At 67.1% G+C, this 15,490-nt stretch carries 12 protein-coding genes; 3 read left to right on the forward strand and 9 right to left on the reverse strand.

The features are described from left to right. From ABD024_RS07080 to ABD024_RS07120, 9 genes are all read right to left on the reverse strand, one after another. A partial coding sequence (locus tag ABD024_RS07080; protein ID WP_343851047.1) for a response regulator occupies positions 1-343 on the reverse strand: 343 nt, incomplete at its 3' end. 69 nt (positions 344-412) lie between these two features. After that, a complete protein-coding gene (locus tag ABD024_RS07085; RefSeq protein WP_343851049.1) occupies positions 413-1,411 on the reverse strand; it encodes a YhdH/YhfP family quinone oxidoreductase in 999 nt (332 codons plus the stop codon). A 22-nt stretch (positions 1,412-1,433) separates the two neighbouring features. Continuing rightward, the gene (locus tag ABD024_RS07090; protein WP_343851051.1) at positions 1,434-2,030 is read right to left on the reverse strand and encodes an LOG family protein; all 597 of its coding nucleotides are present in this window, start codon (positions 2,028-2,030) and stop codon (positions 1,434-1,436) included. A gap of 158 nt (positions 2,031-2,188) precedes the next feature. Continuing rightward, entirely contained in the window at positions 2,189-3,613 is a 1,425-nt protein-coding gene (gene lpdA, locus ABD024_RS07095; RefSeq protein ID WP_343851053.1) for a dihydrolipoyl dehydrogenase, read from the reverse strand. Positions 3,614-3,754: 141 nt separating this feature from the next. Beyond that, positions 3,755-4,957, reverse strand: coding sequence for a 2-oxoglutarate dehydrogenase complex dihydrolipoyllysine-residue succinyltransferase (gene odhB / locus ABD024_RS07100; RefSeq protein WP_343851055.1), 1,203 nt, complete (start codon positions 4,955-4,957; stop codon positions 3,755-3,757). 17 nt (positions 4,958-4,974) lie between these two features. Further along, on the reverse strand, positions 4,975-7,815 hold the full coding sequence (locus ABD024_RS07105) for a 2-oxoglutarate dehydrogenase E1 component (RefSeq protein WP_343851057.1): 2,841 nt from the start codon (positions 7,813-7,815) through the stop codon (positions 4,975-4,977). Positions 7,816-8,115: 300 nt separating this feature from the next. After that, on the reverse strand, positions 8,116-9,066 hold the full coding sequence (locus tag ABD024_RS07110; RefSeq protein ID WP_343851059.1) for a GNAT family N-acetyltransferase: 951 nt from the start codon (positions 9,064-9,066) through the stop codon (positions 8,116-8,118). Continuing rightward, on the reverse strand, positions 9,063-10,259 hold the full coding sequence (locus tag ABD024_RS07115) for a JmjC domain-containing protein (RefSeq protein ID WP_343851061.1): 1,197 nt from the start codon (positions 10,257-10,259) through the stop codon (positions 9,063-9,065). The genes ABD024_RS07110 and ABD024_RS07115 overlap by 4 nt, the downstream gene beginning before the upstream one ends. Before the next feature lie 34 nt (positions 10,260-10,293). Then, positions 10,294-11,046, reverse strand: a complete 753-nt coding sequence (locus ABD024_RS07120) for a sulfite exporter TauE/SafE family protein (RefSeq protein ID WP_343851063.1) — start codon at positions 11,044-11,046, stop codon at positions 10,294-10,296. Between the two features lie 183 nt (positions 11,047-11,229). On the opposite strand from ABD024_RS07120, the gene ABD024_RS07125 reads away from it, so the two are divergent. Genes ABD024_RS07125 through ABD024_RS07135 form a run of 3 tightly spaced genes read left to right on the forward strand, consistent with a single transcriptional unit; the run spans position 11,230 to position 15,486 of the window. Beyond that, complete coding sequence (locus ABD024_RS07125) at positions 11,230-13,068, forward strand: assimilatory sulfite reductase (NADPH) flavoprotein subunit (RefSeq protein WP_425543159.1); 1,839 nt, start codon at positions 11,230-11,232, stop codon at positions 13,066-13,068. A gap of 1 nt (position 13,069) precedes the next feature. Further along, entirely contained in the window at positions 13,070-14,776 is a 1,707-nt protein-coding gene (gene cysI / locus ABD024_RS07130; RefSeq protein ID WP_343851067.1) for an assimilatory sulfite reductase (NADPH) hemoprotein subunit, read from the forward strand. Next, complete coding sequence (locus ABD024_RS07135; RefSeq protein ID WP_343851069.1) at positions 14,773-15,486, forward strand: phosphoadenylyl-sulfate reductase; 714 nt, start codon at positions 14,773-14,775, stop codon at positions 15,484-15,486. Before cysI ends, ABD024_RS07135 begins: the two co-directional genes overlap by 4 nt. The last annotated feature ends 4 nt before the right edge of the window (positions 15,487-15,490 follow it).

A 15,490-nucleotide genomic window follows, 5' to 3' on the forward strand; every position in this document is an offset into this window, starting at 1 on the left:
GCGCCTTGAGCAGTTCCTCTTCCTTGATCGGCTTCGTCACGTAGGCCTTGGCGCCCTGGCGCATGCCCCAGACCTTGTCGGTCTCCTGGTCCTTGGTGGTCACCAGGATGATCGGGATGTGCGCGGTCTCGGCATTCTTGCTGATCGTGCGGGTGGCCTGGAAGCCGTTGAGGTTGGGCATGACCACGTCCATCAGGATCAGGTCGGGCTTTTCCGCCTTGGCCACTTCCACGCCAGCAGCGCCGTCTTCGGCGGAAAGGGTTTCATGCCCGAGTTTTTCGACGATCCGCTTGATGCCAAGCAGTTGTGACGGGGAGTCGTCGACGATCAGGATGCGTGCCATAAGCTAAAAGTCCCCTGCGAGTTTCGTTGATTCTAAGCCGTGGTGATGGTACTTCCAAGCGCGCCTTCGTCAAACCGCGCCTTCGATGCGCACCAGGGTGCGCCCGAACGAGTCGCCAGCGAGCATACGCGCAAACACGCCAGGCAGTTCGTCGAGGCCCGCTTCGCGGGTGGCGATGCGATCCAGGTGCTGTGGTTTCCAGTCGTTGGCGAGATGCCGCCAGATGCGGTCGCGAAGATCGCGCGCGGTGCCGGCCGAGGCGATCCCGAGCAGGCTGGCGCCGCGGATGATGAACGGCATCACCGTGCTGTCGAAAGCGATGCCGCCGGCGTTGCCGCAGAGCGCCACGTTGCCGTACGGATGAATCAGCGGCAGCAAGCCGCTCAGCATGGCGCCGCCGACGTTGTCCAGCGCGCCGCCGAAGCGCACCGAGTCCATCGGCTTGCCGCTGAAGGCGAGCTGGTGGCGGTCGATGCACTCGCTGGCGCCGAGGCCGCGCAGGAAATCGAAGTGGTCGGCCTTGCCGCTGATCGCGTGCACCTCGTAGCCGGCGCGGCTGAAGATATCGATTGCCAGCATGCCGACGCCGCCGCTCGCGCCAGTCACTGCGATCGGTCCGAGTGCCGGCCTTTGCCGATTGTCCTGCATGCGCAGCAGGGCCAGCGCAGCGGTGAATCCGGCGGTGCCGATGATCATGCTTTCGCGCAGGCTCAAGGACGCCGGCAGTGGGATCGTCCAGCGCGAGTCGAGGCGCGCGTATTCGCCGTAGCCGCCGTCGCGCGTCTCGGACAGGCCACTGCCGGTGCACAGCACCGCGTCACCTTCCCTGAATGCGGGATCGGTCGAGGCGACCACATGGCCGGCCACGTCGATGCCGCCATTGAGCGGATAGGTGCGCAGGATCCGGCCCTTGCCGGTGCCGGCCAGCGCGTCCTTGTAGTTGACCGAGGAATACGCAACTTTGACCAGCACTTCGCCGGGCGACAGCGCGCCGGTGTCCATGGTCTCGATGCTGGCGCGGTGACCGGTGTCGTCATGGTGGATGCGGAAGGCGCGAAAGGTGGTCATGTCGATGTCCCGTGGCGATTGTTCAGGCGCTGACGCTGCTGGTGTCGATCCACTTGGGGATGTAGCTGCCCTGATAGACCTGCATCCAGTCGAACAGGGTGGCCATGTCGTCGCCGAACCAGATGCTGTCGCGCTGCTCGGAGCGCACGAAATTCTCGTCGACCATGTGCTCCATCATCGTGCGCAGGTCGCGGTAGTAGCCGCGCACGTCGAGGAAGGCGCAGGGATAGCGGTGCAGGCCGAGCTGGGCCCAGGTCAGCATCTCGAACATCTCGTCCATCGTGCCGAAGCCGCCGGGCAGGGCGACGAAGGCTTCGGACAGCTCGTACATGCGCGTCTTGCGCTGGTGCATGGTCTCGACGACCACCAGTTCGCTCAGGCCGGGATGGGCCACCTCGAGTTCCACCAGTTGACGAGGAATCACCCCGACGACCTTGCCGCCGCCGGCGAGCACCGCGTCGGCCACCACGCCCATCAGCCCGACCTTGCCGCCACCGTAGACCAGTGCAATGCCGCGCCGGGCCATTTCCGTACCGAAAGCATACGCCTGCTCGGCGTACTCGGGATGCCTGCCGCTGCTGGAGCCGCAATAGACGCAGATGGCGGTGGGTTGGGGCATGGTGCTTGCCTGATGGGTGAGATGAATGGAATGGGAAACGAGAGAGCGGCTGGCCACTCTTTGTCCGCTCCTCTCCACTTGTCCTGAAAAGTCGTTTTGAAAAAGAAAGACCCGCCCATGTCGCCACGAGCGGGTCCATTGTGGATCGGCCTGGCCGGTCAGTTGCCCTTGTGGATGGCGCGTTTGTCGACCGCCAGCGCAGCCTCGTGCACGGCTTCGGACAGGGTCGGGTGAGCGTGGACGATGCGCGCCAGGTCCTCGGACGAGCCCTTGAACTCCATCGCCACCACGCACTCGGCGATCAGCTCGGACACGCCGGGGCCGACCATGTGCACGCCGAGGATGCGGTCGGTTTCGGCGTGGGCGATCATCTTCACCTGGCCGACCGCCTCGTTCATCGCGACGGCGCGGCCGATCGCGGCGAACGGGAAGCTGCCGACCTTGTACGGCACGCCCTCGTCCTTCAGCTGCTTCTCGGTCTTGCCGGCCCAGGCGATCTCCGGCTCGGTGTAGATCACCCACGGGATCGTGTCGTAGTTGACGTGGCCGGCCTTGCCGGCGATCCACTCGGCCACCGCCATGCCTTCCTCGAAACCCTTGTGCGCCAGCATCGGGCCGCGCACCGCGTCGCCGACCGCCCATACGCCGTCCACGCCGGTATGGCAATGCTCATCGACCACGATGCGGCCGCGCTCGTCCAGCTTCACGCCGGTGTCGTCGGCCAGCAGCCCGGCGGTATAGGCGCGGCGGCCCACGGCGACCAGCAGCTTGTCGACGACGAGCTTCTGCTCGCCGTCCTTGTCGGTGTAGACCAGGTGCACGCCGTCCTTCTTCACCTCGGCCTTGTTGAGCTTGGCGTTGAGCTTGATGTCCAGGCCCTGCTTGGCGAATTCCCTGGCGGCGACCTTGGCGACATCCGCGTCGGCGACGGAGAGGAATTCCGGCAGCGCCTCGATCACGGTGACTTCGGCGCCCAGGCGGCGCCACACGCTGCCCAGCTCCAGACCGATCACGCCCGCACCGATCACACCCAGGCGCTTCGGCACGGCGTCGAGTTCCAGCGCGCCGGCGTTGTCGATGATGTTCTTGCCGTCGAATTTCGCGAACGGCAGTTCGATCGGCACCGAGCCGGAGGCGAGGATCACGTTGGTGGCGGCGATGATCTGCTTGCTGCCGTCGTTGCCGGTGACCTCGACCTGGTTGCCCTTCAGCAGTTTGCCGGTGCCGAAGAAGCTGGTGATCTTGTTGGCCTTGAACAGTTGCGCCACGCCGCCGGTGAACTGCTTGACGATCTTTTCCTTGCGGCCGATGAAGGTCTTGAGGTCGACCTTGGCGTTCTCGACGGTGATTCCGTGCACCGGCAGGTTGTGCGTGAGGTTGTGGAACTGCTTGGAGGAATCCAGCAGCGCCTTCGACGGGATGCAGCCCACGTTGAGGCAGGTACCGCCCAGCGCCTGCTTGCCATCCTTGCCGGCCCAGGCGTCGATGCAGGCCGTCTTCAGGCCGAGCTGCGCGGCGCGGATCGCGGCGTGATAGCCGGCCGGGCCGCCGCCGATGACGATGACGTCGAATTTGTCGCTCATGTGTGTTCCTTTATGCGGCGGGCTCGTGCTCGCAGGCGGAGCGGATCGGGCTGTGGCACCGCGAAAGCAACTCGTAGTCGTTGCTTTGATGATCGTGCGGTACCAGAGCTTCGTTACCTATTTGGACTTTGAGCGGGACGCTCAAAGTCCAAGCAGCATCCGCTGCGGATTCTCCAGCTGGTTCTTGATGTCGACCAGGAACAGCACCGCGTCCTTGCCGTCGATGATGCGGTGGTCGTAGCTGATCGCGATGTACATCATCGGCGCGGCGATGATCTGGCCGTTCTCGACGATGGCGCGTTCCTTGATCGTGTGCATGCCCAGAATTGCGCTCTGCGGCGGGTTGACGATCGGGGTGGACAGCAGCGAGCCGAAGGTGCCGCCGTTGGTGATGGTGAACGTGCCGCCCTGCAGGTCGTCCAGCGACAACTTGTTGGCGCGCGCCTTGGTGGCGTAGTCGGCGATGCCCTTCTCGACATCGGCGAAGCTCATGTCCTGCACGTCGCGCAGCACCGGCGTGACCAGGCCCTTGTCGGTGGACACGGCGATCGAGATGTCCTGATAGCCGTGGTAGATCACGTCGTTGCCGTCGACCGACGCGTTGACGAACGGATAACGCTTCAGCGCTTCGGCGGCCGCCTTGACGAAGAAGCTCATGAAGCCGAGCTTGACGCCGTGTTCCTTCTGGAACGCGTCGCCGAGCGCCTTGCGCATCTTCACCACTTCGCTCAGGTTCACTTCGTTGAACGAGGTCAGCATGGCGATCGAGTTCTTCGACTGCATCAGGCGTTCGGCGATGCGCGCACGCATGCGGGTCATCGGCACGCGCTCTTCCGGACGTGCGCCCGGGGTCGGCTTCGCGCCCGGTGCGGCGGCGGCCGGGGCAACCGTGCCGCCCTTGCCGTAGTTGACCAGGTCTTCCTTGGTCACGCGGCCGTCGCGACCGGTGCCGGCGACCTTGGACGGGTCGATGTTCTCCTCGGTGGCCACGCGCAGGCCGGCTGGGGAAAGAGCCTCGGCGCCCTTGGCGGCAGCCTTCGGTGCGGCCGGCGCGGGGGCGGCAGCTGCGGGTGCGGCAGCCGCGGGAGCCGGCGCGGCGGCAACGGCGCCTTCCTCGATGATCGCGATGATCTGCTCGCTGTTCACCGTGTCACCGACCTGGTGGCGGATTTCCTTCAGCACGCCGTCGACCGGCGAGGGCACTTCCAGCACCACCTTGTCGGTTTCGAGGTCGACCAGGTTCTCGTCGCGCTTCACCGCGTCGCCGGCCTTCTTGTGCCAGCTGGCGATGGTGGCGTCGGAAACGGACTCGGGCAGGACGGGGACTTTGAGTTCGATGGACATGCGTGATCCTTGGGTCTTTATTCTGCGGAGTGGTCGGCGCCGACCGGCGCGCTGAGCGCCTGTTCGACGAGTGCTGCCTGTTCGGCGACGTGGGTGTTGTGGTGACCGGCGGCTGGTGCCGGCGAGCGTGCGCGTCCCGCATACGAGAGACTGTTCTTGCTGCCGATGCAGGCCTGCAGGTGGTGGCGGATCTGGAACCAGGCGCCCTGGTTCATCGGCTCTTCCTGGCACCAGATCACTTCCTTCGCGGAAGGATACTTGTCCAGTTCGGCGCTGACTTCGGCGCGTGGGAACGGATACAGCTGTTCGACACGCACGATCGCCACGTCGGCCAGCCCGCGCTTGTCGGCTTCCTCCAGCAGGTCGTAGTAGACCTTGCCGGAGCACAGCACGACACGCTTGACCTTCTTCGCGGCCAGCTCACGATGCTCGCCGATCACCAGCTGGAAGCTGCCACTGGCCAGCTCGTCCAGCGTGGACACCGCCAGCTTGTGGCGCAGCAGCGACTTCGGCGTCATCACGATCAGCGGCTTGCGCGCGGCGCGCAACATCTGCCGGCGGATCATGTGGAAATCCTGCGCCGGCGTGGTCGGCACGCAGACCTGCATATTGTCCATCGCGCACAGCTGCAGGAAGCGCTCGAGGCGCGCGGAGGAGTGCTCCGGACCCTGGCCTTCGTAGCCGTGCGGCAGCAGCAGCACCAGACCGCACAGGCGGTTCCACTTCGCTTCGCCGGAGCTGATGAACTGGTCGATCACCACCTGCGCGCCGTTGGCGAAGTCGCCGAACTGGGCTTCCCAGATGTTGAGCGTGTCCGGATCGGTGGTGGAGTGGCCGTACTCGAACGCCATCACCGCCTCTTCGCTGAGCAGCGAGTCGATCACCTCGACGTCGGCGCCGTCACGAATGTTTGCCAGCGGCAGATAGGTATGGCCGTCCTTCTGGTCGTGCAGCACGGCGTGGCGGTGGAAGAACGTGCCGCGACCGGAATCCTGGCCGACCAGGCGCATGTCGTAGCCGTCGTCGACCAGGGTGGCGTAGGCCAGGTTCTCGGCGAAGCCCCAGTCGGCCGGCAGTTCGCCCGCGGCCATCTTGCGGCGGTCGTCGTAGATCTTCGCCACGCGCGCCTGCAAGGTGAGGTCGGCCGGCAGGGTAAGGGTCTTGCCGGACAGTTCCTGCAGCTTCTGCTTCGGCACCGAGGTGTCGGTCGGCATGGACAGCTTGCCGCCGAGGAAACGGGCCCAGTCGACGTGACCGTCGCGAACCGGCGCCGGATCGAGCTCGGTCATCGGCGCGCCGGCTTCCAGGCGGTCGCGGTATGCCTCGAACTGCTTCTGCGCGTCGCCATCGGCCAGCACGCCTTCCTTCACCAGCTGTTGCTGGTACAGGTCGCGTGCGGTCGGGCGCTTGCGGATGATCTGGTACATCACCGGTTGCGTGGCGGCTGGCTCGTCGGCCTCGTTGTGGCCGTGGCGGCGGTAGCAGACCAGGTCGATCACCACGTCCTTGCGGAACGTCTTGCGGAACTCATAGGCAAGCCGGGTCACCAGGATCACCGCCTCCGGGTCGTCGCCGTTCACGTGCAGTACCGGCGCGTTGACCATCTTGGCCAGGTCGGTGCAGTACATGGTGGAACGGGCGTCCTGCGGGTTGGAGGTGGTGAAGCCGACCTGGTTGTTGATCACGATGTGCAGGCTGCCGCCGATCTTGAAGCCGCGCGCCTGCGACATGTTGAACAGTTCCATGTTCACGCCCTGGCCGGCCAGCGCGGCGTCGCCGTGGATCAGCACGGCCATCGACTGCGTGTGCGCGGTGTCGCGGCGGCGGGTCTGGCGCGCATGCACCGAGCCGGTCACCACCGGGTTGACGATCTCCAGGTGCGACGGGTTGAACGCCAGCGCCACGTGCACGCCGCCCTTGGGCGTCTTGACGTCGGCGGAGAAGCCCATGTGGTATTTCACGTCGCCCGAATGGGCCGGGTCGTCGGGGTGGTCGAACCTGCCCTCGAACTCGTCGAACAGGGTCTTCGGCGGCTTGCCCAGAATATTGACCAGCACGTTGAGGCGGCCGCGGTGGGCCATGCCGATCACCAGCTCCTTGATGCCGTTGTCGCCGGCGGCGCGCACCACGTCGTCGAGCATCGGGATCAGGCTGTCGCCGCCTTCCAGCGAGAAGCGCTTCTGGCCGACGTACTTGGTGTGCAGATAGCGTTCCAGACCCTCGGCGGCGGTGAGGCCGTCCAGCACGCGCTGCTTGCCGGCCTTGTCCAGGCTGCTATGGCCGGCAGCCTGCTCCAGGCGGCTGTAGATCCAGTTGCGCTGCTCGTGGTTGCTGATGTGCATGAACTCGGCGCCGATCGTGCCGGCGTAGGTCTTCTGCAGGCGGGTCAGCAGCTCGCGCAGTTTCAGGCGTTGGCCACTGCCGGCGTAGTTGCCGGTGTCGAATTCGGTATCGAGGTCGGCGTCGGAGAGGCCGTGGAAGGCGAGGCCGAGATCCGGCGCCGGCATCTTCTCGGTCAGGCCGAGCGGGTCGAGCTCGGCAGCGAGGTGGCCGCGCGAGCGGTAAGCGGTGAGCAGGCGCAGCACGCCGGCCTGCTTGCGCGCGTGCTCGTCGCTCATCGGCACGCTGGCGACGCCGTTGTGGCGCCGCTTTTGTGCAGCCTCGATACGCGCAATGGCCGCGGTGTGGGAGACGTCTCCCGACTCGCGACCCTTGAAGGAGGCAAAGTAGTTGGCCCATTCGGCCGGGACCGACGAAGCGTCGGCCAGCCAGGCGTCGTAGAGCGATTCGACGTAATCGGCGTTGCCGCCAGCGAGTTGGGAGGAGTCGAAGAACTCGCGGATCAGGTTTGTAGTCACGTCACCACCGGCAGGGAAAGGATGCTTGCAGCCATCCGTGTGACCTTTGAAGTCGCGGTTCCCGGTCGGTTTTCAAGCCCGACGGGCCGCTTATACGGATGACTGGGGAGAATCCCGACGATTATAGCCTTGGGCTGCTGCAACGCGGCAACCCGCGGGCCGTCTGGAAGGGTCTGTCGGCAGGCATTTCAGACGATGGTCTAACGAGCATTTCGTCGCAGGCAGCGGTTTCATGCGCTTTGTCGCAGGCGTGGGCGGCCAGGCAGGTGAAAACTCCGGGCCAGCTGCGGTTCAGTCGGCTCAGATGCCCAGCGCCTGAAGTTCGCTGGCCGGTTCGGCGCGTTCCCATACTTCGTCGAAGTGCTGCAGCAGCGGCGCCTGGCTGGCGCGGTCGTGACGGGCGGCGCGGCCCTGCGCGCGATCGGCCTCGGGCAGGAATAGGTAACCGCCGGCGTCGTTGAGCAGGTAGGCCGAGATGTAGGCCAGGTCGGCCTCCTCCACCGGCGTGCGGATCTGGATCGCGCTGGACAGGCGCTGCGCCAGCGCGACCAGCCGATGGTCGTTGCGCAGCGCGGCGGCCGGGTCGTGCAGCAGGATGCGGATCTGCGCGCCGCGGCCGGAGATGGCGACGCGCCGCAGTTCGGCCAGTTCTTCCACGCTGGCGTAAGCGTCATTGCCCAGCAATGGCAGATAGATGGACAGCCGATGCCGCGCGTCGCGCAGCAGTTGCAGGCGCGCTTCGGCAGTCTCGCCGCGCGCGTCGGCGGGCAGTACGCCGATGTCGCGCAGCGGCGTTGCTTCATCGGTATTCGCGGGCAGGATCAGGCGCATCGCCCGGTGCGGCAGGCCGGCGTCCTCGAATTCCTCGCCGTACGCGACGAACTCCTCGCGCTCGTAGAAGCCGATGGCGCTGACCTGGGCGTCCAGCGCCACTTCCGGCCAGCCCTGCGCGCGGGCACGGGCGACCAGTTCGCGCAGCAACGCCACGCCGACGCCGCGACCGCGCCACTCCCGCAGCACGGCCATGCGGCCGATCTTGTGTGCCGGCGTGAGCCGGCCGCAACCGATCGGCCGGCCGGCGTCGTCGCGCGCCAGCACGTGCCAGCAGTCCCCATCGAGCCCGTCGCGCTCGCGCTGCTCGGGTACGCCCTGCTCCTGGATGAACACGGTGCCGCGCAGGTCGAGCAGGGCGGTGCGCTGGTCTTCGCGTGACCAGTCGGCGATCTCGATGTGGAAGTCTTGCAGCTTCATCGGCGTCGGCGCGACTTGCGTGGCAGCAGATGGCCGTCGTTGACCAGGGCCAGCAACAGATGGCATTCGACGGCGTCGAGCTTGCCGTCGACGGTGAGTACGCGCTGCTCGCACAACTGCTGCGCCAGCGCGGGCGTGGCGGGGTAGGCGTGGCCGCTGACGTACAGCGTGCAGGCGGATTTGCCGCGACTCCAGGCCAGCCGTGACCAGGGGTGGCGCAGCAGCTGCGCGCCGGCGTCGAGCTGTTTGGCCAGCGCGGCCTCGCCCAGCGGCTTTTCCAGCGGCGCCGGAATCTGCGCGTTGCGGTAGCGGGTGATGAAGCGGCCGAACCAGTCGCGCAGCATGTCGTCGCGCAGGGCGGCGGCAAACGGCAGCGCGTCCTTCAGCCGCTCGATCGCGGCGCGGTCGATCTCGCCGGTGGCGGTGGCCGGTTTCAGGTCCGGATCGGCGTAGCGCAATTCCTCCGGCAGCTGCTCGGCGATGAAGTCGGCCAGGTCGCCGGTCAGCTCGGCCTGCGACGGCGCGCGCATGCCGACGGAGAACGTCATGCACGGGCCGCCGAACGCCACGCCGTCGTGCGGCACGCCCGGCGGCAGGTACAGCATGTCGCCCGGTTCCAGCAGCCATTCGTGGGTCGACTCGAAGTGCGCCAGTTGCTTGAGTTCCACGTCGTGGCGGAACGCCTTCGGTGCCAGCGGGTCGTCGCTGATCGCCCAGTGGCGCTGACCCAGACCCTGCAGCAGGAATACGTCGTACTGGTCGACGTGCGCGCCGACACCACCGCCGGGCTCGGCGTAGGAGACCATCACGTCGTCCACCCGCCAGCTCGGCAGGAAGCTGAAGTGCTGCAGCAGTCCGGCCACGTCGGCGTCCCACTTGTCGACATCCTGCACCAGCAGGGTCCAGTGGCTGTCGGGGGTCTTGCTGAAATCGGCTTCGGTCAGCGGACCGGAATTGACGTGCCAGCGGTCGCGCTTCTCGTCGTACACGATGAGCCGAGCCAGCGCGGTCGGCTCGCAGGCGAGGCCGGCCAGATCATCCGGCTGCAGTGGCGGCTGGAAGTCGGAGAAAGCGTTGCGGATCAGCAGCGGCCGCTTTTGCCAGTAGTCGCGCAGGAAACGGGCGGGCGACATGCCCAGCGGCTGCTTCGCGGAGCCGCGGACTTCGATCGGAAAGAGGGCTGGTTTGGTCATGCGCGCATTGTAGCGGCGACCGGCGTGGCTGACGTCAGTGCAGCGCCTTCACCACGTTGTTGAGCCCCAGCACGAGCACCGCGGTGGCGGCCAGCAGCGTCGCGGCCCGTGCCGGCATGTGCCGGGCGAGCAGGGCGCCCAGCGGTGCGGCGACCACGCCGCCCACGATCAGGCCGAGTACGGCCGTGCCGTGGGTGGCGCCGACATGCAGCAGGAAGGTGACGCTGGCGGCGGCGCTGACCACGCATTTGGCCAAGTGCACTGTGCCGATCACCATGCGCGGCGTGGCGCCGCGCGCGACCAGGGCGGTCACGGTGATCGCGCTCCAGCCGCCGCCGGCTACGGCGTCGGCGAAGCCGGCCACCAGTCCCAGCGGGCGAGCGACGGATGGCACGCTGTCGTCGTGGCGCTGCTTGCGCCGTGTGCCACGCAGCAGCAGGAACACACCCATGCCGAGCAGGTAGGGTGTCAGCGCCAGCCGCATCCACGCTGCGGGAACGTGGCTGACTACGTAGGCGCCGATCACCGCGCCGACCACGCCGGGTATGACGAGGGTCCAGAACAGCTGCCGCCGCACATTGCCGGCGGCCAGGTGACTGAGGCCGGAGGCGCCGCAGGTGAAGGTCTCAGCGTAATGCACGCTGGCACTCGCCACCGCCGGCGGCAGGCCCAGTCCCAGCAGCATCGCCGCAGAGACGACGCCGTAAGCCATGCCCAGCGCGCCATCGACCAGTTGGGCGAGTACGCCCACGGCAGCGAAGGTGAGGAACTCAGAAAACGGTGGCATGGGGGAGACATCCGCGCACGATGCGAAATTGTAGCAAGTATCGGAAGCGGGCCCGCCACGTGGAAATAAGGCCTCGGCATAAGCACATGCCGAGAGATCCTTTCCAAGAATGGGTGTCAAAAAAATAAATTGGACGTCAAGAAGTATAGACGTCCAAATGGAATCACCGTGAATACCGCCGTTATGTCGAATCTCGCCACGCCGGACCTGGATGCGGAAAAGCTTGCCAGGCTGACCCGAGAACTGGAGAGCCTGACGGCGGCGCAACTGTATTGGGTCGCCGCGTGGAGTGCGGCGCAGGCCGAACAGGCGCAGCGCAGCAGCCCGGTGGTTGTCGCGCCGGCGGGCAGGGCGGCCGAACGGCTGACCATTCTCTACGGCAGCCAGACCGGCAACGCGAAGCGCATTGCCGGGCAGCTTGCCAATCGCGCCGAGGCGGCCGGCCTGCCGGCGCGGTTGCTGCGTGCCGATGCCTACCCACAGCGCGAGCTGGCGCAGGAACGCCACCTGTTGCTGGTGATCAGCACCCAGGGCGATGGCGAGCCGCCGGACGATGCGCGTGGCCTGTTCGAGTTCATCACCGGCAAGCGCGTACCGAAGCTGCCGGCACTGCAGTTCGCCGTGTTGGGTCTGGGCGATTCGAGCTACCCGCAGTTCTGCACCATCGGGCGCCAGCTCGATGCGCGGCTGGCCGAGCTGGGCGCCACCCGCCTCAGCGCATTCGGCGAGGCGGACGTGGAGATCGAGGCAGTCGCCGCGCTGTGGGCGGAGCAGGCGCTGGCCGAGCTGCGCGAACGGTTGAAGCAGGTTGGTCCACCCGTGCGGGCGACCCCACTGCATGCTGTGCCGAGCCGCAGCACGTATTCCCGCGAGCAGCCGTTCGCCGCCCCCGTGCTGGCCAACCAGCGCATCGTGGCGCGCGACAGCGCGCGCGACGTGCGCCATGTCGAGCTGTCGCTGGAGGGTTCCGGGCTGCACTACCAGCCCGGCGATGCGCTGGGCGTGTGGCCGCGCAACCCGTCGGCACTGGTCGAACAATGGCTGGAGGTGTTGCGGCTGGATGGTGCGCAGGAGGTGACCTGCCAAGGACGCACACTGCCGTTGCGGCAATGGCTGGGTTGCGAGCGCGAGGTCACCCGGCTGCATCGCGGTTTCATTGCGGCGCTGGCGGCCGCCGGTGGCCACGATGAACTGGCCCGGCTGCTGCAACCGGAACAGTCGCCGCAGCTTGCCGCCGTGCTGGCCGACGATCAGCCGATCGACCTGCTGCGCCGCTACCCGGCGACCTGGCAGCCCGAAGCCTTGCTGGCCGCGCTGCGGCCGCTGGCCCCGCGGCTGTACTCGATCGCCTCCAGCGCGAAGGCGGTGGGCGAGGAAGTGCACCTGACCGTGGCGGTGGTCGACTATCAGGCGCACGGCAGCGCCCACTGGGGTACGGCGTCCGCATTCCTTGCCGCGGCCGACGAGGACGGCAAGGTGCCGGTATTCATCGAACCGAACGAACGCTTCCGGCTGCCGGCCGACGGTTCGCGCGACATCATCATGATCGGCCCGGGCACCGGCGTGGCGCCGTTCCGCGCGTTCGTGCAGGAGCGCCGTGAGAGCGGCGCCACGGGCCGCAACTGGCTGTTCTTCGGCAACCGCCATTTCGCCGGCGACTTCCTCTACCAGGTGGAATGGCAGCAGGCGCTGAAGGACGGCTCGCTGCACCGGCTCGACCTCGCCTTTTCGCGGGACTCGGCTTTTTCTGAAAGTCCGCACAGGGATGTGCGGGGTGTTGCGAGGGACTCGCATAAGGTCTACGTCCAGCAGCGTTTGCGCGAGCAAGGTGCCGAACTGTACGAGTGGTTGAAGGGTGGCGCGCACCTGTATGTGTGCGGTGATTCAAAGTACATGGCGCGCGACGTCCACGCGGCACTGGTCGACGTGATCGCAGCCCATGGCAACCAATTGCCCGACGAGGCACAAAGCTGGCTCGGCGAACTCCTGCAACAGGGCCGCTACGCCCGCGACGTGTACTGACATGACCACGAAACTCTCGCACTTCGAACACCTCAAGGCGGCCAGCCGCTTCCTGCGCGGCGGCATCGCCGAGGGCCTGGCCGATCCGGTCACCGGCGCGATCGGCGACGACGACACCAAGCTGCTGAAGTTCCACGGCAGCTACCAGCAGGACGACCGCGACCTGCGCGAGGAGCGCCGAAAACAGAAACTGGAACCGGCCTACGCCTTCATGCTGCGTGCACGCCTGCCCGGCGGCGTGGTGACGCCGGCGCAGTGGCTGGTGTTCGACCGCATCGCCCGCGAGCATGCCAACGGTTCGCTGCGCATCACCACGCGGCAGACGTTCCAGTGGCACGGCATCATCAAGCGCAAGCTCAAGCCGACCATCGCGGCGATCCACGATGCGCTGGCGACCACGATCGCTGCCTGCGGCGACGTGGTGCGCAACGTGGTCAGCACGGCGAACCCGGTCGAGTCGGCTGCGCATGCCGAGGCGTATGCCTGGGCCACGCGGCTGTCCGCCGAGCTGGCGCCGAAGACCCGCGCCTACCATGAGATCTGGCTGGACGGCGAGAAGCTGCATGGCGACGCACATCCCGTCGAAGAGCATGAGCCGCTGTACGGCGCCACCTATCTGCCGCGCAAATTCAAGATCGGCCTGGCGATCCCGCCGCTCAACGACGTCGACGTGTTCGCGCAAGACCTGGGTCTGATCGCAATCGTCGAGCAGGGCGTGCTGAGCGGCTTCAATATCGCCGTCGGCGGCGGCATGGGCGTCACCCATGACGACGCCAGTACCTATCCGCGACTGGCCAGCGTGATCGGCTTCGCGACGCCGGAACAATTGTTCCACGTGGCCGAGGCGGTGATCGGCGTGCAACGCGACTGGGGCGATCGCGCCGAGCGCCAGCATGCGCGGCTGAAATACACACTCGACCGGCGCGGCCTGGATGTGTTCAAGGCCGAGCTGGAATCGCGTCTGGGTTTTGCGCTGGCCACGCCGCGCGAATATCGCTTCGCGCACAACGGCGACCGCTACGGCTGGGTCGAGGGCCGCGACGGCAACTGGCACCTCACCTTGCATATCGAGTCCGGCCGGCTCGCCGACGTGGGCGAGCGGCGTTGGTTGAGCGGCCTGCGCGAGCTGGCCAAGGTGCACACCGGCGACTTCCGGCTGACCTGCAACCAGAACGTGATCGTGGCGAACGTTGCCACAGCGGAGCGCGAGCGCATCGACGCGATCGTGCGCGAGCATGGCCTGGATGCCTATCGCAAGCAGAGCGCGATCCGCCGCCACGCGATCGCCTGCGTCGCGCTGCCCACCTGCGGCCTGGCGATGGCCGAAAGCGAGCGCTACCTGCCGGCGTTGTTGCCGAAGCTCGAGACCTTGCTGGAGCGCCACGACCTCGCCGACGCGCCGATCCTGCTGCGCCTGTCCGGCTGCCCGAACGGCTGCTCGCGGCCGTACCTGGGCGAGATCGCCCTGGTCGGGCGCGGGCCGGGGCGCTACGACCTGCGCCTGGGTGCCGACTTCAGCGGCCAGCGGCTGAACCAGGTCTATCGCGAGAATGTGGACGAGGCGGCGATCCTCGATGCGCTCGACCCGCTGTTCGTGCGCTACGCCACCGAACGCACGGATGGCGAGGGCTTCGGCGATTTCCTGCTGCGCGCCGGCATCCTCGTGCCGCCGCCATCGCGGCGCATTCCCGCCGAGCTGGTCGCATGAGTGTCGCGTTGCTCGAACAGGTGCCGCAGGCGCTGGCCGAAGTGAACGCCATGCTGGCCAGGCTCACCGCCGAGCATCGGGTGGCGTGGGCGCTGGAACATGTCGCCGGCGAGCATGTGCTGTCTTCCAGCTTCGGCGCGCAGGCGGCGGTGTCGCTGCACCTGGTGACGCAGCAGCGGCCGCAACTGCCGGTGGTGCTGATCGATACCGGCTACCTGTTTCCCGAGACCTACCGCTTTGTCGACGAGTTGACCGAACGGCTCGCGCTGAACCTCAAGGTCTATCGCGCGCCGCTCAGCCCCGCCTGGATGGAGGCGCGTCATGGGAGGCTCTGGGAGCAGGGCGTGGCCGGGCTCGACCGCTACAACCAGCTGCGCAAGATCGAGCCGATGCAACGCGCGCTATCCGAACTCGGGGCTGCCGGCTGGTTCGCCGGTCTGCGCCGAGCGCAATCGCGCAGCCGCGCGGCGGTCGAATTTGCCGAGCACCGCGGCGGCCGCTGGAAGTTCCATCCGCTGGCCGACTGGAGCGATCGCGACGTCGGCCACTACCTCGCGCGCCACGGCCTGCCGTACCACCCACTGTGGCAGCAAGGCTACGTATCGATCGGCGATAGCCACACCAGCCAGCGCTGGGAGCCGGGCATGGACGCCGAAGACACCCGTTTCTTCGGGCTCAAACGCGAATGCGGACTGCACAGCCTCGCGTAAGCTC

The organism is Rhodanobacter soli (assembly GCF_039523495.1).
Taxonomy (GTDB): domain Bacteria; phylum Pseudomonadota; class Gammaproteobacteria; order Xanthomonadales; family Rhodanobacteraceae; genus Rhodanobacter; species Rhodanobacter soli.